Here is a 23,186-nt window from a genome sequence, read left to right on the forward strand (position 1 = left end):
ATTATCCTCATAAGGGAGAGGTGTCCGAGTCTGGCTTAAGGAGCACGCTTGGAAGGCGTGTGTACAGCAATGTACCGAGGGTTCAAATCCCTCCCTCTCCGAGATAGGCCATCACGCCAAAGTGGTGGCCTGTTTTTTTGGAGGGGGCTTTTGTCAATGCTCTCTCCTTTGATCAAAGGAGAGAGCTAAGCCACAAGCACCATCCCCTCCTCCACAAACTCCCTGTACGTCCTTGGCCCACACCCTACAAGCGACATGAGTATCCCTTCTATACGCTTTTCCCCTGCCGTATTCCACCGAAAACTAAACTCATCAAGATATCGCTGCATATGTTTCCGACATCCATAGTGATACGTCGTCGAAAGAAGTTCTCTTGCTTTTTCCATCATCTCGTACACCCAGTCTGGAAGAGAAAACACCACCCGCTTGCCTACAAGATACCTGCTTTCCGGGGAAAGGCCAAAACGGTTTTTCGCCTGTGAAGGAAGAAGGGTAAGCTTCGCAAGTGAAACTTCGTCTTCCTGTTTTGTCTCCACCACAGGGTATGGACCGCCACTTCTTCTCTGTATCTTTTGAATACCAGGAAGAAGAAACGCCGTGGCTATGAGATGGGGAAAAGCCCCCTTCTGGCTTTTACGGATAGCCTCCCGAATCTTGTGAAGAAAAAGCCATGCCGTCTCATACGAGATATCTAAACGTTTCTGTAAACTCTTTGCTGAAATTCCCTTCTCTGCAGAAAGGAGGGCTAAAGCTAAAAGCCATTCCTTGATCGAAAGATGTGAAGCGTGAAGAAGAGTACCACTTTTGAGAGAAACCTGGGCCCCACAGGCTGTGCACCGCCAGAGTTTCCTTCCAGAAATCTTTTTGCCGTGTCTTCCTTGACAGCGTGGACATACAAAACCATCAGGCCAACGAAGTTTGAAAAAGAGTTTCTCACACTCCCTTTCGCTCATTTTTTGAATCATCTCGTAGGAAAGATTCTCCATAAAAAACCTCCTTTTTGGTGTTTACATATATTATCGAGAAAAATTTGTCAAAGTTGTCCTATTAAAGTCATATATTTGTTAAAGTCAAAAATTTTCCTATGAAAGAAAAGGTTTTGGGTTGTTTTTTGGAAGATATTTTCTGAGAAAGGATGGGGAGATATGAGATGTGAGTATGCTCTCTCCTTTTTTCAAAAGAAAAGATGATAATTTATTTTATATAAAGAAGTTAGAAAAAGAATGTTTGAACAAAGGGGATAGCATACCAATTTTCTTCTCATATCTGGAGACTTCCCTCTAAGAGATTTTCCTCTCTTTTATTCTCGTCTTTTTCCAAGATATTTTGGCTGAGAAAAAAAGAGGCTGCAGAAAGTGAAACAATGCTATCCACTTTTTTCAAAGAACAATATAATAAGTATTCTTACCTAAAAAAATTAGGCGGCATATTTTTGAAGAAAGGAGAGAGCAAAAGATCTCCTTTCTTACTACTCTTTTTTAAAACTTGCTCTTTTCTAAAAAAACCTCTATAATATCATTTATAGAATACATAGCAAGGAGTTTTTATGAAAATACAAAAGGTATTTTTCTTTTTTCTTGTGATAGCAAGTGTGGCCGGATGCTATAATATTGACCGTGTGCGTCCAAATAATATCCATAAATTCTTGGAAAAGTATCCGGATCGAGGGATTATCTATCTCACCTATAGCTACTACAATCCAGAGGGTAGTTATATCGACGCTCTTGGCATATATCGTTTTCTGTGGAACTACAAGCAACCGCAGGAAACCTACTATCTTCTTGAGATGGAAAACACCAAAAGTAACGAGATGGTCGTCTATTATACCGCTCCGACGGTTATCAGTCCTGTGGATTTTATCATTAGTAATACTACCTTCAACACTACCATGGTGAGACATACCTTTCCTGAACAGCCTATTTATGTGCAAACCGGAGAAATTGTCTATCTCGGGCACATTTATATCCATATTACCAACACCAAGGTGGGATTTGTCCCAACAACTGCTTATAAACTTCTCTGGGAAGATAGAGAAGCCAGTGACAAAGAGGCCTTTTTCAAGAGTTTTCCTCAGCTCTCTAACTGGGTATGGCGAAAACAGCTTGTAGAGGTTTATGTCAAACCGCAAACGCCTTTCCCACAACCATCCGCACAACCTGCTTCTCCTACCCCACAGGTGATCTATGTAACAAATGTGATTGTGGTTACTAATACCAATCAGTAGTTAAGGTATCCTTCAAGGAGATATCCTCTTTTGGTAGTAGAACAAAGTGAGCCCATTGCACAAAGATGCAATGGGCTCAATAAAACAATAAAAACGAGACCTTTGCACATTCGTGCAAAGGTCTCAAAAAGTTATAAAAAAAGAGAAATAGCATAAAAATATCTTCTATCCATAATAAAAAATCCTCTCTTTTTGAATAAAAAAGACAAATATGCCCTTGTAAACAGAAAAAGCGGGGTTTCAGGGGTGAAACCCCTGACCCAAACAGGGGAAGAATACACTCGTGCAAGGGTCTCAAAACACAAATAAACTTCCATAAGCATAGAGATGGGATTTTCATGGGTGTAATTCCTCATGGAGAAAATGGAAGATTATAGTGATGGTAAGGTCTTCTTTTAGTTAGTTTTGATGGATTTCTATTGTTCCTTGGTAGGTGAGAAAGTATTTGCAAAATATCTTTTTTATCTCTACACTATACTATCTTTTTCAGGATGGGCTATGATAGATACACGTTTTCTTGAGGAGCATATTTTCCCTTTTGTAGAAAAACCTTCTCGGTATACTGGCGGGGAAATCCACAGTATTCAAAAAAGTCACAAAGATCGAACAACTTTAGCCCTTGTTTATCCTGATGTTTATGAGATTGGTATTTCCAACTTAGGCATACGGATTCTCTATGACCTTGTGAATAGGGATGATCGATTTGTGTGTGAAAGGGCCTACACTCCCTGGATAGATATGGAGGCAAAACTTTGGGAATACCAGATTCCCCTTTATAGTCTTGAGAGCAAGACACCACTTCGGGAATTTGATGTCGTGGGGTTTAGCTTTCAGTATGAACTTCTCTATACCAACTTTCTCACGGTTCTTGATCTTTCGGGTATTCCATTTTTTTCTTCTGAAAGGACGGAAGAAGATCCTTTGATTATTGCAGGTGGGCCTATTACGGGAAACATAGAGCCCATTGCTGATTTTGTTGATGCGGTGTGTGTTGGGGATGGGGAGTCAGCCCTTCTTGAGATAATGGAGGTGTGCCATACTCAGTCTTCTCTTTCACGAAAGCAACTTCTTCAAAGGCTATCAGAGATTCAAGGGGTGTATGTACCTTCTCTCTATACCCTTCATAAGAGAGGGGGGGTGGTTGTTCCTGAGGGAAAGCCTGTGCGTCTCAGGACAGAACAGGATTTGGAGAGACTTCCCTTTGTGACACGACAGATTATTCCCAACTGTGAGGCTGTGCAGGATAGGGCGGTGGTTGAGGTTTCGAGAGGGTGTACCCGGGGGTGTCGTTTTTGTCAGGCCGGCATTCATTATAGGCCGGTAAGAGAGAGAAGTGTGGGGACTATTCTTGAGCTGGCAAGAGAGGCAGTGAAGGAGACGGGGTATCGGGAGTTTTCTCTCATCAGTCTTTCTATAAGTGACTATTCAAGACTGAATGAACTTCTTCCTCTTTTACATGAACAGTTTTCCCCCCATGGGATTTCCTTTTCTTTGCCAAGTTTACGGCTTGATAGTTTTACCCTTGATCTTGCTGAGAAGGTTCAGGAGATTCGTAAGTCGGGTCTTACCTTTGCGGTCGAGGGGGCTACGGATGAAATTCGTCGTTCTATAAACAAAACCGTGACAGAAGAAGATCTCTGTAGTGTTATTGAAATTGCTCAGAATTTTGGCTGGCGATCGGTGAAGCTTTATTTTATGATAGGGCTTCCCTATACTACTCCTGCTGAAGAGGTCAGTGGAATTAAAACTCTTCTTGAAACGCTTAGTCGTCGTTTTCCGCGTATCACCCTCACGGCCAGTGTAGCGGTTTTTATTCCCAAGCCTCATACCCCCTTTCAGTGGGCTGGTCAGATGGATCCTGATGAGGCATTTGAATATTTTCAAGGGCTTATCGGTCATTTTCGACGAAATCATCGGGTACAGATTCGCTATAATCACCCCCATCTGAGTTTTTTGGAGGGGGTATTTTCGCGAGGGGATCGTCAGTTAGGAAAGGTAATTCTCGAGGCTTGGGAAATGGGGGCTCGTTTTGATAGCTGGAATGATAGAATTCGTTTAGATCTCTGGCAGAGGAGTTTTGAGAAAGTGGGTATTGATCCCTGGCAATATATAAAACCCAAGGAGGATGATGATCCTCTCCCCTGGCAGGTGATTGAAACGGTAAGTCGGGATTTTCTCCTGAGAGAAAAGAAAAAGGCAGAAGAGAGGAGCTTTTCTGATGATTGTCGAAAAGGGTGTGTGAATCATTGTCGGGTATGTGATTTTGTGACACTCAAGCCAAGAGAGGCAGAGAAAAAAACAGCTTTTGTTGATGTGAATTTTCTTTCCAATGTCCAGATAGGGAAGGAGCCATTAGAGGTCTTGCGGTTTTCCTTTACCAAGCGAGGAAGTGCACGCTATCTCTCACCGACTGATCTTGAGGAGGTTCTTTCCAGAGCCGTGATAAGATCCAATCTTCCTGTCTGTTATACGAGGGGATTCAATCCTCATTTCCGTTTTGCCTTTTTGTGGGCGTTACCTTTGGGATTTGAGAGTGAGCAGGAGATAGCAGAGGTTATGGTGTGGAAACACCTTCTTCCTGAGGAGTGGAGAGAGCGTTTCAATGAGAGTTTGCCTGATGGTATTCGCCTGATGGCAGTGAATCTTTTGCCCCTTGGTACCAAGGCACTCAGTCAGCGTGCCAAAACGCATCTCTGCGAAATGATGGTAGAAGCCCCTTCTCTTTTCTCTTCTCTTTCTTCTATTCCTGAAGAGGCGACCTTTCTCAAGCAGACAAAGTCCGGGGAGAAACGACTGTTGCTTCGAGAGTATATTCATTCGCTGACAACGGAAGGGATGACGAAGGTGTGTTTTACCCTGACAGAAGGAGGTATGCGTCTTCAGGATGTCCTTGAGGCTATAACCGGTATAGGGATGCCTGAACTTCTCCGTTATCGTCCCCTTCTTCTTAGGCGATTTGTGATCCAGGGGGGAAGAGAGGTTTCTCTCATGGAATTATAATCTGATAGCATGGCACGAATGTGCCATGCTATCAAAAAAGTTTGTCGTTCCACATTCATACAGAATGGTTATCTTCACACAAAAACTGAATAGTTGTTCGATCATCTTTTCTTTTTCAGTTTTGGGCTATTTTGTCACCCATTTTCCTTCTTTTACAAAGTACTCCCGTATGGGCAAAGGGGGCCTTGTCCTCGTCGCATGCTACGCATGCGCCTCGGACGGAAGACAGGCCGCTTTTGCGGGCAAAGAAAAACTTCTTCCTTTTCCAGGGGAAGCCCTTCCTCCGTGGGCGACCTCAACTCGTCCTCCTGACTTCGGAAAAAGCGCTCCCGCGCGGGCAAAAGGGGCTCCGCCCCTTTTGAAAACCCCGCCCCCGCCCCTGCGGCGGTTTCTGTAGCCACCGACCTGTCTCCCATGGTGCGGGCTGGAAGAAAAGCCTGTAGCCCCACTCTCTTCTGTAGCCGCCCGGGGACAGCCCTCCGTGCCTGACCCCGGGCTTCCTCACCACCTCCTGTGGTTCGGACATCGGCAAGAAAATGGAGCCCTCTTCCAACAGCCCGCATGGCCTCTACTCCCACGGGGCTTCTCCGACGGCACACCGCAGGCAGGGGCGAGGGCTATGGCAATATCTCAGCAAGAAGGGGGCTTTCTGAGACCACAGGACCCAGGGCTATGACCTTGTTTCAGCTAAACAACCCATCGGTTAAACGTTTAACCTATGTCTATACCTCTCCCTCTTTCTATTCCCATGTCTCAGCAAAAGCCCTCCAGCTCCGCTTTGGTGGGCTTGTGAGAAAAAACAACAAAAGATGTCGCCCCGGGTGCCTCCTGCACCCTCACTCCGGAAGGACTTCCCCCTTACGACAAAGGACGCACAACCGCAAAAGCGGCCCGGTGGATACTGAGCGAAGTCGAAGTGGGGTACAGAAAAAAAGGGGTGAAAGAACAGAGCTTTCTCGTGTTATTTCCTTGTTCATTAAGAAATGTGGAAATAGCTATTCAGTTTCCTATGTGGAACGACACATGCTCTCAAAAAAGTTGTAAAGAAGCACAATTAGCCAAAAAATATCTCTCTTGATAAAAACCACCCGCCTTTTTTTGAATAAAAAACAGGCCTGCTGTAAACAGAAAAAACGGGGTTTCAGGGGCGCAGCCCCTGACCCAAACAGGGGAAGAAAAAACTGTACAAGGGGCTCAATCTTTTTTCAAATATAAGTGCTGTCCCTTTGTTTTTGAGGTCTTCTTTTGGTACAGCAGGAGAGGGCTTTCTTGCTTTGTCTCAAGATTTTTGCTTTTTCTCCGAAAATCAAAAAGATAGGAGGATTTCATGGCACGATGGGCGTGGATGGTGCTTGTTCCTGTCTTTGGATGGGCTACGATTTTTCAGCCGATAGAGGAGAGAAGGTTTACCCTTGATACCCTTTCCTGGTATCGGATAGAGAATCTTCGTTTAGTGACACAGAAAAATGGGGTGGTTCTTCGCTTGCTTGAGGAAAGACCTGCTGCCGATCTCAGTGAGGATCTTCTCCTTGATTTTGAAACCCGTTCTCCACTTTTGAAGAACTATCAGATTACCTATGAGAATTATATACCCAATCCGTTTCAGGTTCGCAGTGGAAAGATAAGTGCCAAGTTTTTCACCAAGAATCAGAGCCTTCGGTTGCTTCCAAAAAGCAGTGCCCTTTTTCGTCCTGGTTCTATCCCCGGGAGTTTTACCATTGAGTTCTGGAGTTATTTTTATCAGATTTATGAGGGGCAGTCTATTGTAGAGTTTATTGGAAATAATTTAGGGGACGAGAGCGACCAGAATACGTATGGGTTTCGTATTGTAGTGAAGAAAAATAGACTCACCTGTATTTTTGAAAACTTTTTTTGGGATGGGGAGGAGAGTTATTCGGTGGAGATTTCAGAGGACATGCCACTTCTTTTGAATCGCTGGGAACATCATGCCGTTTCATTTAATATCCTTGATGGTCGGCTGGTGACGTGGCGGGGAGGGGTGGAACAGCAAACCCTCTGGGTGACAAAAACCCGTCGTCCTCGTTCGACTATTTTGATCCCAAAAATAAAAGAAGAGATCCATGCGTCATTGGCTATTGGGCAGGGTGGTTTTCTTTCCATGGATAATTTTGCGATTTTGCCCAATTTCAAGGATAGTTATGCCATTCAGAACTACAGGCAGAGGCCGGCGGAGTTGGTGAGTACTGTGTACAAGATGCCTTTTCTTTTTGAAATAAAGTCTCTTGAACTGTTGGCGAAATTGCCTGAAGAGCCATCTCTTGTGAAAATTGCCTATCGTTTGTCCAATCAGCCCTTTCCGCCTTCTGATACCACTCTTCCCTGGGTTTATCTTCCTTCCAAGGCGATGGAATTTCCATCTGAGATGATGATAGGGAAATATATTCAGTTCAAGATACAGTATTTTCCTTATGAGGAAAATGAAGAAAGTCCTCTTTTCTCGGGGCTTTCTCTTCGCTATACGGTGTATGAGAAGCCTGTGACCCCTCTCATTCTTTCCTCTGAGGCGGGAAATGGAGCCATTACCCTTTCCTGGCTTCCTTCTCCAGAGGAGAGTATTATAGGTTATGAGATTTACTATGGGCGCCGTTCTCAGGAGTATATGGGAGAGGAAAGCAAGGCAGGAAAATCACCTGTTTTTGTGCCTTATAAACAGGGAGGGAAGTTAGAAGCTATCTCCTACACGCTTGATGGTCTTGAGAATGATAGGGCTTATTTTGTTTCTGTTCGAGCGGTGGACAAATGGGGACAGAGGTCTGATTTTTCTCAGGAGATTGTGCTTTTCCCAAGTGATATTCACACCAGGCCAAGGTATAGCGTGAAATAGAGAAGGGGAAAGGGGCTATTCCCATGTTTTGGAAAAAAGAGGGTTCTGTGCTCTCTACTTTGCTCAAAAAAAGACGTATAAGTCATTTTCTTGTATTGAATTACATCTTTTCTTTTTGAGAGAAGGAGAGAGCCTTTCTCCGTACCCATAGTCAAGCGTTTCATCTTCTGTTATTCTAAACAGATCCCGACTATTCCCCTGTTTCAGCCAGAAAACGCCTCGGCTATCCCCTTTGATTACAAAAGAGAGACCTTTGCACGAAGGTGCAAAGGTCTCAAGAAAGTGATAAAAAACAAAAAATGGTATAGAAATGTTCCTTTCTATAATAAAAAATCCTATTTTTGGATAAAAAAGCAGATAAACCTTTGTAAACAGTAAAAACGGGGTTTCAGGGGCGTAGCCTCTGACCTAAACAAGAGAAGAAAACATTCGTCCAGGAGTCTCGTTTTTTATTTTTTCTTTTGCCTTTGTTCCTGAAGTTTCAGGGCGGTGTGGGCCATCCAGAGGGTAATATAGGCCCGGAAGGCGTCCTTGTTATGGATTTTTTCGATGAATTTCTCTGTGCGCATGATATTGCTTATCTCATGCTGGACAACAGAGGCGTCAATGTGCTTGAGGAAACGAAGTCGACTGAGGATTTTGCTGTGAACAAGATCAAAGTTGTCTTTTTTGGCTTCGGCGCTTAGGGTTTTGTTCCATTTGTCTCCAAGATTTTTGAGAACCTCTTCGACTGGTTCGCGTCCAGCGATGGAACGAATGAGATCGGCAAGAGATTCTTCGTTTACTTTGGTGTTTTTTGTGGATTTTTCCACATCAGAGAGGGAAACATAACTTTCCTGTTTTTTGTCCTTGTGCGATTTGGTTGCGGCAAGCCATTCGCTCATTTCTTTTTTCTCAGCGAGGGCTTTGGTTATAGCCTCGTCCATCTTTTTGCCAAAAAGTCCAAAGAACCACTGGAAGGGCTTGACAAGAACATTGAGAAAGAACTCCACAAAATTGAAAGGCATATTGTATTCGGCAAGTTTCACAAGGTCTTCGTAGGAGATGCGGAGAATTTCATCAAGAGGACGTCGGACGGGATGGGAAATATCATCCATATTCTCAAAGAAACGAAGGGCTTCTGGTTTGATGGCAGCGTTTTTTTGCACATGGTAATAAAGAAACTGAAAAAGAAGCGGGGTATTGTTGAGAAGGTCGGCAAGCATATCATTTTTCTCTTCGACCAGCTCCTGAAGGTAAATCACAAAGAGTTCTTTGGTTTTCATAAAGGGCATACGGAGAAAGTCTGAAGGCCTATCTTCGGCCTGTCGTTCGAGGTTTTGTTTGATATCAAGGGCAATACTATCAAGAAGGTCAAGAAAAATTCTCAAAAAATGGCTTCTGTGGATGTATCTCACCTCCCCATTGAGACGAAACACAAAAATAGCAGGAGGGAGTCCTTCCTTTTCCGGCACGGTATAGGTATCAAGAAACTCCTTGACCAAGTCAATGTAGTCATTCTCCTTGAAGGCCCTGAGAACAGAACTTTTGTCGCGAAATCCTAATACCTGTCTATGGGAGAAGGGAACGGCGTATCGTTCAAAGATCTGAAGGATGGCGTGCATGGCCTGTTTTCGGAAGTCTTCTTTCTTCTCAGCCTGTTGTCCCAAGAAGGTAAAAGCCTGGAGTATCCATCCTATCTGGAAGAGAAGATTTTCTTTCTTGGGATCGACACTGGTGATAACCTGGTGACAGAAGGCCTGGAGAAGGGAGACATCCTTTTGTAGCCAGGTAAAAAACTGCTCGACATTTTCTATAGAGGGCATGGTGGCTTTGTGGATCTGGCGCATCTTGTTGACAAAGAGGGCAAAAATGTTTGGCTGGGTCTGAAAAATACGGTCAAGCCTTTCCCAGGCGATCTTTGGAAGAGAGGCAAAATCCTCAGCAGGGACAACCATGTCTGTTTCATTCGGGAACTTGACTACCACAATGAGATCTTGCTGGTTTTTGAATTCTTCCACCAGTCCTGTGGAGAGGGTCTGAATATCAACTTCACGGACATACTCTGAGGTGCGGACATCGGGGGGGAGAGTTTCTCTGGTGGGAAACGGTTTGGGATTGGAGACAGCGGGAAGATAAAGAGCGTTTCGAAGGGATACCACGATAGGGATGATTTTGTTGGCCGGGTCCCGGGGATCCTGGAGAGTAAAGCCGATAACTTTGCCATTTTCTTGAATGGGGGAAAGATAGAGGTTTTTGTAGAGGGTCTTGTAAACCTCTTGCAGCGTAGCAAGCATCTGCTGTTCATTCTGGAGGTTACGGTTATTGATTTGTACGGCATAGGTGTAGAGTTCTTTGTAGAAGGGTTTGAGCAGGATTTGAGAGGTGTTATATTTTTCAGCATAGCGGCAGATACCTACAAAGAGATCTACCTCATCTTTGCTCGAGATTCCCATGCTATGGGCCAGTTCAATCTGTCTTGCCTCGTCTGCTCGAATCCACTCAGGAAATCGCATGATTTGCCTCTTTTTCTCCCACTATCATATTACCATAAAAAGGGCTTTCTGTCAAACGAGACTTTGCACGAATGTGCAAAGTCTCAAGAAAGTAATAGAAAACAGAAAGTAGTATAAAAATATTCCTTTCTATAATAAACAATCCTATTGTTGTGGATAAAAAAAGGCAAATAAGCCTTTGTAAACAGAAAAAGCGGGGAAGAGGGGCGTAGTCCCTGACCCAAACAGGGGAAGAAAATACCCGTGCAAGGGTTTCAGAGTATTCATTCTTCTATTACAAGAATGGTGATATGTTTTCTCTGGTTTTTTGAGACGGCTTCGATGGAGTGTTTTCCAGCTTCTAAGGTCCAGAAGAGCCGTCTTCCCCTTCCAATCTCTTTCCCGTCACAGAACCAGGTGATCTCTTCTCCCGTGGCTTCGAGGGGGATGGCCTGGGATTCTCTTGCGATGTTGGGGTCAATTCCAAAAACGGCTCCGTCGGAGGGGAAAAGGATAGAAAGTTCTGTGGCCTTATGGGTCTCAATACCCTTTTCCCTTGCCCATGATTGGTATTGAGGGGGAACAAAAAGCCTTCCCGTCGTATCGTGCCAGGTGCAGAACTCTTGAGGGAGATTATCGGGGGTATATATTTCCTGAAGGGTATGGGGACATCCTTCATGGGCAATCATCCCTGAGAGGGCGCAGATTTGCTGGGTGACAAGATGGAGGTTTTCAGCACGAAAAGGGGGAAATGGAAACCCCTTATTCCAGAGAAAAAGCTCAATGTTTCGCAGGATTTTGCCGGCTCCAGCGACAGAGGCAAGATCTTTCATGGGTTCATTGTAGAGATTGCCTACCCACACCGCCGTGGTGAGAAAGGGAGTATAGCCCACCACACAGTTATCACGAAAGTCCTTGGTTGTTCCTGTTTTCACAGCGACAGGGAAGGGAAAATAAATGGGAGAGGCATTTCCAAAGGCGGGGATCTTGTAGGCAGGTTCAGAAAGGATATGAGAGATAAGAAAGGCGCTTTCAGAGGAAATTACCTGTTTTGGAGAAGGATTGGTCATGGTGATGGTTTTTCCGTTGACAAACATAATGGAAGAAAGGCTACGGACGGGTGTATAGTATCCCCCGTTGGGAAATATGGTATACCCTTGCGCCAGTTCTAAGAGGGAGATGTCGGCATTGCCCAGAACCAGCCCTAAGCCATAAAAGGACGGGGATCTCACCAAAGAGGTGAAGCCAATTTTTTTCAAGAAATGGTAAAAAGACTCCATGCCGACCTTGGCTGTCACATACACAGCCGAGACATTGTAGGAGGAAGCTAAAGCCACGCCAAATCGAACAGGGCCATGATAGGTACGGGTGAAATTCTTGGGTATATAGCGGCCAATAGCCGAAGGGAATTCGGTGTACATGTCGGGGATGATGCTTGAGGCATGAAAAAGCCTTTTTTCTAAAGCAAGGGCGTAGGCAAAGGGTTTCATTACAGAGCCTACCTGCTTACGGATCAGGGTCGCGTTAATCTGGCCTTTGTTTTCGTCGAAGAAATCAAGAGAGCCTATCATCACCCGGAGTTCGGAAGTGGGATTATCAATCATCACCACAGCGGCATGTTTGGCGTTGTACTGCTCAAGGTCTTTCATCACCTCAGAGACAATCGGGAGAAGGTTGGTGTAGAGCACAAGATCAAAAGTGGTGTGAATGGCACTTATGGTTTCTGCTTTCGTGTATTTTTTGGCTTCTTTGAGGGCGTAGAGACAGAAAAGGGGGGCATAGATCCGCTCTTCCATGGGCAGGACACTCAGCATGGTATTGGTGTAGAGAGCCATCTGCTCAGCAGAAATAGCTATAGCCTTTGCTCTATAGGCTCTGGTGAGAAGGTCCTGGGCCCGATAGCTGAAGAGAATCCCTGATCGATAGGGCTGGTAACGGGTAGGGGCGGGCACAATCCTGATGAGGGCGGCCATCTCAAGTTCGGTGAGTTTGTCTATGGTTTTTCCGAAATAGACTTCGGCGGCTTTGCCAAAACCATAGATATTGTTGCCCAAAAAAACACTGTTGATATAGGTTTCAAGGATCTCCTGTTTGGTGAAATGGAGTTCAAGACGATAAGCTTCAATGATTTCGGTGAGTTTGGAAAAGAGGGTGTTTCGCATTTTCCCCCGACGAAGGCGAACAAGTTGCTGGGTAATGGTGGAGCCCCCTGAAACAATGCGTCCTGCTTTCAGGTTCTGGGACATGGCTCTGACAAGGGAGAGGGGACTCCAGCCAGTGTGTTGAAAGAAACGTTTATCTTCAGAGAAAAGAAGAAGAGAAAGAAAATTGGTAGGAACTTTTTCAAGGGGGACAAAGGAAGAGAATCCTCCGTTTTCTTTGGTGATCTCCATCAAAAGAAGATGGTTTCTATCATAGACTTTGATACTCTTTCGGGAAAAGGACAAAAGATAGTCTGAAGGGTAGGGCCAGAGAAGATAGAGAACCAGGCTTCCTAAGAAGGCGAAAAGAAGAAAAAAACGATGGATGAAAAAGAAGTGGAAGAGTTTTTTTGCGCTGGTAAGTCCCTGGGGAAAAATCATCTTTTTTTTCATCGGCAACTCCAGGGGGATAGTATACATGAGAAGGAGGAAAAAATCAATTTGAACCACGAAGAGCTTTGTGAAGAATGAAAAAGAAAGTGTTTTGAGATTTTTCTTCTTTGACAGGGAGATTTTTTTGCCTTATGATAAAAACGATGTCAAGATAAGGAGGTTTTTATGAAAAAGTGGATGGGGTTTTGTTTTCTTTTCATGGTATCGATGTTTGCGAATGAACTCCCCTTGAATCTTACGTATTGGGATCTTTCTTCTTCACGGCCTGTTGTGTTGACACTGGTTTTTTCAGAAGCGGTGGTGGGGACAAAAGATGTGGCGTCTATGAAAGAAGAACTCTCAAGAAAGGTTTTTTTTGATTTCAGTCCGAAGCTGAACTACACCCTTCAGGTCATAGATGAGAAAACCGTTGCTCTCACCATCAAGGATACCCTTCTTCCTGCAAAACGCTACTACCTCACCGTGAAAACAACAGAAAAGGCCATGCAGCAATTTACCATAGGGGGCAAAATCTTCCGTGCAAATACCCCTCTCTTTTTTGAAACACCCAAGCAAAGCGTGTCTTCGGCAACAAGAGCCTCTCGTCTTCCGGATAGTGAAATACGGCTTTTCTTTTCTCTTCCTGTGGATCTCAAAAATCTTGAGAAGGTGATAAAAATTACGCCTTCTATCACCTTTTCTATGATGTATGTCACCAACCGTGGGAGGATCTTTTCCAACGAGGTGGTGATCTATCCCCGAGGGGAAAAGACCAATACCCTGTACACCCTCACGATTGACAGGTCTCTTACCCCTGTGGGTGGAGAGCTTCCGATGGCAGAGGATTTTCGTTTTTTTTACAAGACGTATGAGCCTTTTACGGTGGAGAAAATTTTTTTAGCAGAAGAGGATAGAGAATACGAATCTTATGGGGGCAATACCATTGTGATAAAATTCAACAATGGTATCGCCGATATACCGGATGAAATGTTGCGAAGATGGGTTACGGTAAGCCCTGCTGTGAGCTTTCTTTCTTTTGAAAAGGATGACAATGTCTTGTATCTGAGGGGGAATTTTGTTCCTTATCAGAGGTATAACCTCTCTATTCAGTCCTTTCTTCGGGATGAGTTTGGACAGACATTGGGGAGAGAGGTTTCCTATTCTTTTCAGGCGACACCCTCTCCTTCCTATGTGTATGTTCCAACGGGGTATCTCATCATGGAAAATTACCTTGCCAATCTTCTTTCTCTCAAGACCATCAATATTGAGGGGATTTCTTTTTCGTATGTTTCGCTTACCAATCCGATGGAGATAGCTAAGTTTCTTCTGGAAAGGAACCCCGCCGAAATGATTGACAAATTGGCTCAGGAGAAAAAGGAGTTTCAACTTCCTGAGAAATGGAATAGTTTTGAGATTTACAAAATTCCTCTCAAGAGGTATCATCCTTCAGATGAAGGGTTTCTTCTTTACAAGGTGCAGGTAAAAAGAAGGACTCCTGCTTCAAAGTATGCCTGGACGCCACAGGCCTATTACGGCTATATCCAGTTTACGGATATTTCGGCAACATTCAAAGAAGGGCCCTGGGGAAATATGATCATCGTACGCTCGCTAAAAAATAATGCCCCTGTGAGTAATGCGAAGGTGTATGGATATGATACCAACACTCGGCGATGGGTTCTCGCAGGGGTGACAAGCAGGGCAGGAATCCTTCTTGAGACGAATGTGCTTTCTTTTCTCTATATGGTGGAAAGTGAAAAAAGCCGATTCTATATCTCATCTTCTTACCATCATAGTTCTCAGGTTCAGTATGGGTATGAGGGATATAGTGAGAAGCCAGGGTGTCTTGTTTTTTCTGATCGGTATCTCTATCAGCCAGGTGAGAGGGTTTTCCTCAAGGGGATTTACCGTTTCCGGTATAAGGACACATGGGTCATAGAACCAAAAAGGAAAGGGGCTTTTCGGGTAGAGGTCTATAACTCAAGAGATGAGATGATAGCGAAAACGAACTTTTTTTCAACATCAAAGGGGAGTTTCGATTTCTGGGTGGATATTCCAAAGGATGCCCCAACAGGGGAGTATGGTGTCAGGATTTTCTTTGAGGGGGATGAGCGATATAAAGAGAGTTGGTACAGTTCTTTTCAGGTGGAAGAGTTTCGGCCGGCCAGGGCAGAGATGCGTATTCAGGCCAATAAGCCCCTCTATCTCACAGGGGAAAAGATGAAGCTTGATCTGATAGGGTGGTATCTTTTTGGGGCTCCTGTGGGGAATTCGGTGAATTATACCGTATCGTTTCGCTCGTCTCCCTATCGAAGCAAGAGCTTCCCTCTCTATACCTTTTCATCCCGGCAGTGGTGGTATGAGTATGATGAGGATGAGTATGGGGGAGATTGGTACCGCTTTAGTGAAATTGCCAGTGGAACGCTTGAACCGAATGCAGAAGGCGTGGCTTCTACCACAGTGGATCTTTCAAGTATCTGTGATGACGGCTATCTCTCTATTTTTGCCCGGACCACGCTTCCTGATGATACACCTGTTTCAGGATACAAGTCCGATATTGAGGTGAGGAAGAAGCTCCATCTTGGTATCCGGGTGCCTTCTTTCTTCCATTCTGTGAACAAGCCGTTTTCAATCTCCCTTGTAGCCCTCAATGAGAAGGACCAGGTGGTCACCAATCAGGCTGTTCTTGTGGTGACTCACCATGAATGGAAGTCTTTTCGTGTGGCGGGACACGGGGGACGTTTTCAATGGGAATGGCGGGAAGTGACCACTCCTGTTTATTCCAATCAACTGGCGATTCATCAGTCCAGTGTTTCTCTTCAACTTGAGAAGCCAGGATACTATACGGCCACTGTCTATGAAAAGGCTGGAGGTAGTCTTGTTCCGCATGGGAGAACCTGGTTTTATGCTCTTGGAGGGGGATTTTATGGCTGGAGAATTGATGATGACGAGCGAACAGAGGTTATCTCCGATAAATCAGAATACTCAGTCGGGGAAACAGCCACCCTTCTCATTCAGAATCCATACCCTTCTGCGCGGGCAGTGATTACTGTGGAAAGGGAGAAATTTTACAAGTCGTATGAAATTCCTGCCACCAATAGTATGCTTACCTTTACCCTTCCGATTGAGGAGGAGTATATTCCCAATATCTATGTCTCGGTGATGCTCTATACAGGACGCACAGGGACAAATAAGGTTTCTAATGATGTGGATTATGCCCGGCCACAGTACAGGATCGGGTATGCGAATCTCCGGGTAATTCCTAAGGAAAAGACACTCTCTCTGATGATTACCACAGACAAGGAGACCTATGAGCCAAGGGAAAAGGTGAAGGCTCGTGTGCGGGTGAGGGATAGGAGTGGTAACCCAGTCAGTGCGGAGGTAACCCTTTCTGTGGCTGATAGGGGAGTGTTAAACCTTGTGAATTATACTCTCCCAAATCCCCTTCAGTATTTTTATGCTCCGCGAGGTTTAGCGATATCCACCTATGAAACAAGGAATTTCATCTATGGACAGCGATACCTGAGTGAGAAGGGGGAGATTCTGGGGGGTGACGGAGGGGTATCACTCGGGATGATTGTTCCCAGGGCGCTTATCAAGTATACGGCTTTCTATGAGGCAAAACTCCAGATCACCAATGGAGAGGGGGAGGTTTCTTTCACACTTCCTGATAATCTCACCAGTTTCAAGGTGATGGCGGTGGCTCATACCACAAACTCAAAATTTGGTTATGGGGAAAGCAGTTTTGTGGTGAAGCGTCCCTTGATGGTGCTTGAGAGCTTCCCTACCTTTGTGAGGCCAAAGGATGAGTTTATGGCAGGTGGTATGGTGTTCAACTACACGGGAGAGAAGCAGACCCTCACGGTGGAGATGAGTGTTTCAGAGGAGCTTGCGGTAGGGGGAAAGAGGTCGATTTTGACCAACATTACGCTGGAGAATAATGCTTCGAGAGAGGTGCTCTTTCCTGTGTTGGTGAAGAGTCCAGGCACAGGACAGACAGCTCTTACGCTCAAGGTGATGGGGAAAGGGGTATCCGATGGGATCACCAAAACAATCCCCATCATGATCATGCGTTATCCTGAGACTGTGGCGCTATACGGCATGCTCTCAAATCAGCAAAACAGGGCTTCGAATGTGATCACGGTCACGACCAATGTGATGTCGGATCTTTCTTCTCTTGAGGTCACGGTTGCGCCGACAGCTTTTGTAGAACTCAAGGGGAATCTTGATTACCTTGTTTCGTATCCGTACGGGTGTGTGGAACAGAAGACCTCCCGTATTTTGCCGCTCATCACAGGAGAGGATGTGATCCTGAAATACAAACTCTTGCACACCAAAACCAGGGAGGACCTCAGGGCTATTGTTCAGGAGGTGATGAACGAGGTGCCGGAGTATTTCAAGGAGAAGGGGTTTTCCTACTGGAAGGATAGCTCTTATGTTTCAGGCTATCTCACAGTCTATGTCTTCTGGGTGTTGACATTGGCCCGTCAGGCGGGATATACCATCAATGATGCCTTTTATAACCGGGTTTTTGAGGTGGTGAAAGGGTATATTCAGAAGAATACGATTCCTGATGATTTTTCTTATTCCTATCGATGGCTTACGATATGTTATGCTCTCTATGCTACCTCTCTCAATGGCTATACGGATCCCTCGAAATTCGTATGGGCGTATAATGAGATGAAAACCCGGGATCCGGGGAATCTTTCTGCTCGGGCATTCTTTTTGATGGCGTTGGCCAAGTATCCTGATTTTCGAGAGAAGGCCGCTATACAGAAAGAACTTGTGGATTGGTTTGAGGCAAGGAAACGTCTCACAGGGGTCACGCTCTATTTTGAAGATACAACCGATTGGGGATGGTTCTACTATAGCTCTTCTGTTGGTACGGCATTGGTGCTTCAGGCCTATCTCACAGCGGGTATCACTCTTCCGGATGCCTACAAGGTGATCAATTTCCTGGTATCCCAGCGAAGGGGCTATGCGTGGGCACACACCCATGAGAATGCCTGGGTGTTTTATGCCTTTTCTACCTACCTCAAGATGTTTGAAAAAGAGGAGCCGAAGAGTACCTATGAAGTCTTGATGAATGCAAAGCAGATTCTCTCTGGAAGTTTTGAAAACAGAAATCAACCCGCTCAAAGGGGCGTGGTGAGTTTTGGTACGGAGGATATAGGTGAGAAAAATCTTCAGATTGCACGAACAGGACAGGGAACTCTCTATTATAACTATCGATACAGGTATATCCCTCGCTCTACCCCTCGCTTGGTGGAGAATGGGTTTACCATAGAAAGAAAATATATCGATCCCGACACAGGAAAGGAAGTGTCGGTGATGGAGAGGGGAAAAGATTATCTTGTACGTATTACCCTGAGTACGCCTGTGGTTCGTCATATGGTGGTGGTGGAGGATACCCTTCCCGCCGGGCTTGAGGTGGTGAATCTCTCCTTTGCTACCGAAGGGGGAAATCCCAACCAGGAGAGGGTGAGAAGAGAGAGTGCTGAGTATGATTTCTGGTGGAGTGGGTTTTCACACAAGGAGATTTACAAAGACAGGGTGATCTATAGTGCCGATGTGCTGTATGCCGGGTCGTACACGCTAACCTACCTTGTTCGGGCTGTTCTGCCGGGAGCCTTTTCCATCCCGGGTTGTCATGTAGAGGAGATGTATTCTCCTGAAAATTTTGCCACCGTGTATTTCCCGGAAAAGATGATTGTGCAATAAGAGAGCTTTTCAAAGGAAAGAAAAAAGCCCGTTACCTTTTGGGTAGCGGGCTTATCTTTTGAGACCTTTGCACGAATGTGCGAAGGTCTCAAAAAAGCAATAAAAACACAAAATTAGTATAAAAATATGCCTTTCCATAATAAAAAATCCTATTTTTTTGGATAAAAAAGACAAATAAGCCCTTGTAAACAGAAAAACGGGGAAGAGGGGCGTAGCCCCTGATCCAGAAAGGTCAAGAAGCCCCCTGTAAGGGTCTCTTTTTGTGTTTGGCTGTGGCAAGCCATTCCCTCATGGTCTTGTGGTGGAGATGGGTTTCTTCTTCGGTTGGTGCCCACGGGGCAAATTCCTTGTCTGTCGCAGGATCATAGGGGCCTGGTTTGACTTCAAAGGTGAGGCTTTTGGTGATAGGGATCAGAGTGTGCCAGCAGCCGGGGAGAAGATCCACGACGGAAACCTGTTTGCCGTCCATGAGGGTAGCCTCAATGATATTTCCCTCATCGTCAAAAAGAATAACCCATACCCTTCCAGAGAGAAGAACGAAGGTCTCTGTTTTGGGTGGGTTGAGGTGCCGATGGGGACGGACATAGGAGAAGGGCATCATGGCATTGAAAAACCGTTGGACAGTATCCGGGAGCTGGTGGAGGTTATAGTTTTTTCGTTTTCGAGGAGAGTTGGCCGCTTCCTGGAAAAGAGAAGCGGCTTCTTTTTTTCCAAAGGTCTGGAGAAAAATCTTTTCCATCTTCATAGGGTTTAGTCGGAGACAGAGATATAAATGTCCACTCGCCGGTTGTATGCCCTTCCTTCTGGGGTGGCGTTACTTTCAATGGGGTCATATTCTCCTCGACCGGAAGCCTTCATGATAGAAGGATCTACCCCAAAGTCAGCCAGAAACCGGACCACAGAACTGGCCCGTGCTGTGGACAACTCCCAGTTGGATGGGTACACCTTGGCCATTTCGGAGGCACGGGGGATTTGCGTGTTATCCGTATGGCCAATCACATCAATCTTGTAGCCTTCTTTGATGTTTTTGATCATCATGGCAATCTTTCGAAGGGTTTCCTTTCCTTCATCGAAGTCTATTTCGGCACTGCCTGGACGGAAAAAGAGGTCACTTGAGAGGGAGATTTTGATACCCTTCTGGGTTTCGTCTATACGGACTTTTCGAGCCCTGAGTTCTGGCTTGAGCATTTCCATCATCTCCTTCATGGAAATGGAGAGTTTGGTGCCCACTTCACGGGAGGGAAGGGATTCGACGGTGTGACCACCTTCGGCTAATTTCCCTGCGGAAAGGGTTTGTCCTCCCTCAAGAAACCCTATATTGCCGGTGAAAGCGGAGAGGATGAGTTGCAGGTCTGAGGTTTTGGCTTGAGGAGTCATGTTGGCAATAAGGAATACGAAGAAGGTGAGAAGGAGGTTATTCATGTCTCCGAAGGTCACCATCCATGCGGGGGTTGAATATCCTCCGGAGGGACATTTCTTTGGTCTTCCCATGAGACTACTCCTTCACTTCCTGTTTGGTGCGTTTGTCTGCCGGGACAAACGAGTTGAGACGTTCGCGCAGAATGGTGGGGTTATCACCGGCCTGAATGGAGAGCACTCCCTCTACCATAATCTCTTTTAAGAGAACCTCATACTGGTTGTAGAGGTCAAGACGGGAAGCCCATGGGAGAAAAAGGAAGTTGGCCATAATAGCACCGTAGAGGGTGGTGATAAGAGCCGTTGACATGTTGGCACCGATGGAGGCCACATCTGTCATGTTTTTGAGCATCGCAATAAGACCCTGAAGGGTCCCGATCATACCAAAAGCCGGGGCAAAATAAGCCCAGTCATCGAGCATCTTTTTCCCCTGGGCGTGGCGCTTTTCCAACTGGTCGAGTTCGTTGAACATGATGTTTTTCACCACCTCTGGGTCGGTACCATCCACCACAAGCTGGATGGCTTTTTTGAGAAAGGGATCGGGAACTTCGGCCACATCGTCTTCGAGGGAAAGCACACCCTCGCGTCTCGCTTTTTCGGCAAAGGTAACTAAGGTTTCAACGGTGGCTGCCGGGTCTATGCTGACCTTTTTGGTGGTGAGACCAATAATCTTGGGGAGAAGTTTGAATCGTTCCATGGGGGTGGCTATCAAGAGAGACCCAAGAGAACCAAAAACGGTGGTGAAGAGGGACATAAGGTCCCAGTAAATGAGGAGGTTTCCACCGGAACCAAGGAAGAATGAAAGGACAAGAAATCCGCCTCCTCCGACAAGTCCTATAAGCCATGCTAATTCCATAGGTTATCCCTCCTTTGAAAGCTTGATACCCTCCGCTACCGTTGAGGCAAGAAACCGGCGGAAGGCCGCAAACACCTCCTCCGGTTTCTCACGAACCATATAGCGGTTTCCATTCATCATGGTGATGACCGTATCCGGGTGTGCCTCAATACTTTCCACCTGGAAGTAGTTGAGGTAGAGTTCTGTATTGTTGATACGTGTTACCTTAATCATAACCTACTTCTTACCTCTTGAGGGTGAGAATCTCACGGAGCATATCATCCGAGGTGGTTACCACACGGGAGTTGGCCTGGAAACCTCTCTCGGTCACAATCATATCGGTAAAGGTTTCCGAGAGGTCCACGTTACTCATTTCGAGAGCACCGGCATAGATTTTGCCTCGTCCTACGGTTCCCGGAGCCCCGACATTGGGCATACCTGAGTTGTTGGATTCAGAGTAGAGGCTTTCTCCCTCTTTGGTGAGACCGGAGGGGTTCACAAAGGCGGCCAAAGCCACCTGTCCGAGAATACGGCGTTCTCCATTGGTATAAGCCCCTGTAATGGTGCCGGAATCGTCTATCTTGAAGCTTTCAAGATACCCCATCTCATAACCATCCTGGAAGTAGGCATAGGTGGTGGTTGGAGCACTGAACTGGGTGATAGAGTCCTTGACACTCCCTGCCTGCCCTAAGTGGAGTGTTACCTGTTTTTGCTGACCGTTGGGGAGGGTGAAACTCAGGATAGCCTCGAGATCGTTCTCTGTATCCGTCGTGGGGTTAGCCCCGGCGGCTTCTGTGATGGAGAGAAGGGTTCCCTTGTTGTCAAAGTTGACAATGAGTTCGTTGTTGGTATCTACCTTGACCCCACCGACGTTCAACGTGAGGTTGGTGACCGCATCCTCAGGGGTTTGTGGTTCAAGGGTGGCGGTCATTCTCCACTGATTGAGACCCTCCTTGCGGAAATTGAGGATTAGCCGTCGTTTTGTTCCATAGTCATCGAAGATATCAATGGCTGTTGAATGGGTGTTTTTGATCCGTTCTGTCTCGGTGGCGTTTGGTCCAAGAATAGGGGTGTCAAAATTGAGGTTACTCTTGAAGTTCACCACGGTGGTAGCCCGTGCCTCGAGTTTTTCCATCAGTGGGATACGAATATCTTCGAGGGGAGCTGAATGGTTGATATAGCGTTCCCCGTTGGCAAGGGTAACGGCATTCCATCCCTGAACTTTGAGGCCATTGGGGTTGACAAAATACCCATCACGATCAATGAGGAAGTTTCCGGCGCGGGTGTAGAAGGTACGATCCCCCTGATTGAGAATGAAAAAACCTTCACCGGTGATGGCTAAATCGGTGTTCTTGCCCGTTGTCTGGATACTACCCTGGGTCATGAGGGTATCAATACTGGCTATGGTCATACCAAGCCCGACCTGTTTGGGGTTCATACCTCCACGTTCATCCGTGGGTTTGGCGGCACCGGTGAGCGTCTGGGAGAGAATATCCTGGAAAGTCACACGACCCTTCTTGAAACCGGTGGTATTGACGTTGGCCACGTTGTTACCGATGACATCCATTCGTGTCTGATGGTTCTGAAGACCGGAAACGGCGGAATAGAGTGATCTCATCATAGGCCTACTCCTTGTATTTTTTCTCTTATTTTACCGGGGCGGCAATCTCGCTCACCTGTTCGAGAGTGACTTCCTCATTGTTGACATTGAGGAAGGTTTGTCCGTTTTTCACCCGGATGCTTTCCACAAGACCTTGAGCCATGACCCCATCGGCTCTCTCATACACCACCCACTTGTTGACAAGCCCAAGCGTACGGGTGAAGGCAAGTTCCTTGCTGAAGGTTTGCATGGTGGTAATCATTTCATTGAGTTGCTTGAGCGAGGTGAGTTGTGTCATCTGAGTGATAAACTCCTTGTCCTCAAGGGGCTTGGTGGGATCCTGGTTCCGGAGCTGGGTAATCAGAAGCTTCATAAAATCAGCTTCTGAGAGGCTGTTTTTGCTTCCCTGGTTCTGGGCCCGAATCTGGGCGTTGAATCCCTCAACCTTGTAAGTAAGTTCCTGCAGTTCAGCAGGGCTCATCTGGGTATTTATGTTCATAT

Annotated in this window: 13 protein-coding genes and 1 tRNA gene; 5 read left to right on the forward strand and 9 right to left on the reverse strand. The window is 45.9% G+C overall.

The features are described 5' to 3' along the window. Positions 1-14: 14 nt before the first annotated feature. A tRNA-Ser gene (locus BREVNS_RS05355) sits at positions 15-101 on the forward strand. An 84-nt stretch (positions 102-185) separates the two neighbouring features. Here BREVNS_RS05355 and BREVNS_RS05360 read toward each other — a convergent pair. Beyond that, complete coding sequence (locus tag BREVNS_RS05360) at positions 186-986, reverse strand: transposase (RefSeq protein WP_483428016.1); 801 nt, start codon at positions 984-986, stop codon at positions 186-188. A gap of 560 nt (positions 987-1,546) precedes the next feature. Between BREVNS_RS05360 and BREVNS_RS05365 the strand changes: the two genes are divergently transcribed. From BREVNS_RS05365 to BREVNS_RS05375, 3 genes are all read left to right on the forward strand, one after another. Then, complete coding sequence (locus tag BREVNS_RS05365; RefSeq protein ID WP_483428017.1) at positions 1,547-2,224, forward strand: hypothetical protein; 678 nt, start codon at positions 1,547-1,549, stop codon at positions 2,222-2,224. 498 nt (positions 2,225-2,722) lie between these two features. Then, complete coding sequence (locus BREVNS_RS05370) at positions 2,723-5,224, forward strand: TIGR03960 family B12-binding radical SAM protein (protein ID WP_483428018.1); 2,502 nt, start codon at positions 2,723-2,725, stop codon at positions 5,222-5,224. Positions 5,225-6,551: 1,327 nt separating this feature from the next. Beyond that, the gene (locus tag BREVNS_RS05375) at positions 6,552-8,069 is read left to right on the forward strand and encodes a fibronectin type III domain-containing protein (RefSeq protein WP_483428019.1); all 1,518 of its coding nucleotides are present in this window, start codon (positions 6,552-6,554) and stop codon (positions 8,067-8,069) included. A 449-nt stretch (positions 8,070-8,518) separates the two neighbouring features. Here the strand turns inward: BREVNS_RS05375 and BREVNS_RS05380 are convergent, their stop codons facing one another. Both BREVNS_RS05380 and BREVNS_RS05385 read right to left on the reverse strand, forming a co-directional pair. Further along, positions 8,519-10,564, reverse strand: a complete 2,046-nt coding sequence (locus BREVNS_RS05380) for a hypothetical protein (RefSeq protein ID WP_483428020.1) — start codon at positions 10,562-10,564, stop codon at positions 8,519-8,521. A 263-nt stretch (positions 10,565-10,827) separates the two neighbouring features. Then, positions 10,828-13,137: a transglycosylase domain-containing protein gene (locus tag BREVNS_RS05385; RefSeq protein WP_483428021.1), complete on the reverse strand. Its 2,310-nt coding sequence runs from the start codon at positions 13,135-13,137 to the stop codon at positions 10,828-10,830. A 165-nt stretch (positions 13,138-13,302) separates the two neighbouring features. On the opposite strand from BREVNS_RS05385, the gene BREVNS_RS05390 reads away from it, so the two are divergent. Beyond that, positions 13,303-18,834, forward strand: coding sequence for an alpha-2-macroglobulin family protein (locus tag BREVNS_RS05390; protein WP_483428022.1), 5,532 nt, complete (start codon positions 13,303-13,305; stop codon positions 18,832-18,834). 232 nt (positions 18,835-19,066) lie between these two features. Here BREVNS_RS05390 and BREVNS_RS05395 read toward each other — a convergent pair whose 3' ends face one another. Genes BREVNS_RS05395 through BREVNS_RS05420 form a run of 6 tightly spaced genes read right to left on the reverse strand, consistent with a single transcriptional unit; the run spans position 19,067 to position 23,184 of the window. Next, positions 19,067-19,573: a WbuC family cupin fold metalloprotein gene (locus BREVNS_RS05395; RefSeq protein ID WP_483428023.1), complete on the reverse strand. Its 507-nt coding sequence runs from the start codon at positions 19,571-19,573 to the stop codon at positions 19,067-19,069. A gap of 11 nt (positions 19,574-19,584) precedes the next feature. Next, positions 19,585-20,325, reverse strand: a complete 741-nt coding sequence (locus BREVNS_RS05400) for an OmpA family protein (protein ID WP_483428024.1) — start codon at positions 20,323-20,325, stop codon at positions 19,585-19,587. Positions 20,326-20,329: 4 nt separating this feature from the next. Further along, on the reverse strand, positions 20,330-21,106 hold the full coding sequence (locus tag BREVNS_RS05405) for a motility protein A (RefSeq protein WP_483428025.1): 777 nt from the start codon (positions 21,104-21,106) through the stop codon (positions 20,330-20,332). A 3-nt stretch (positions 21,107-21,109) separates the two neighbouring features. Further along, on the reverse strand, positions 21,110-21,319 hold the full coding sequence (locus BREVNS_RS05410) for a flagellar FlbD family protein (RefSeq protein WP_483428026.1): 210 nt from the start codon (positions 21,317-21,319) through the stop codon (positions 21,110-21,112). Between the two features lie 10 nt (positions 21,320-21,329). Next, positions 21,330-22,703: a flagellar hook protein FlgE gene (gene flgE, locus BREVNS_RS05415; protein WP_483428035.1), complete on the reverse strand. Its 1,374-nt coding sequence runs from the start codon at positions 22,701-22,703 to the stop codon at positions 21,330-21,332. Positions 22,704-22,731: 28 nt separating this feature from the next. Next, entirely contained in the window at positions 22,732-23,184 is a 453-nt protein-coding gene (locus BREVNS_RS05420; RefSeq protein ID WP_483428027.1) for a flagellar hook capping FlgD N-terminal domain-containing protein, read from the reverse strand. Positions 23,185-23,186: the final 2 nt, after the last annotated feature.

Origin of the sequence: Longinema margulisiae, from assembly GCF_025266855.1 — a bacterium.
Classification (GTDB): Bacteria; Spirochaetota; Brevinematia; order Brevinematales; family Thermospiraceae; genus Thermospira.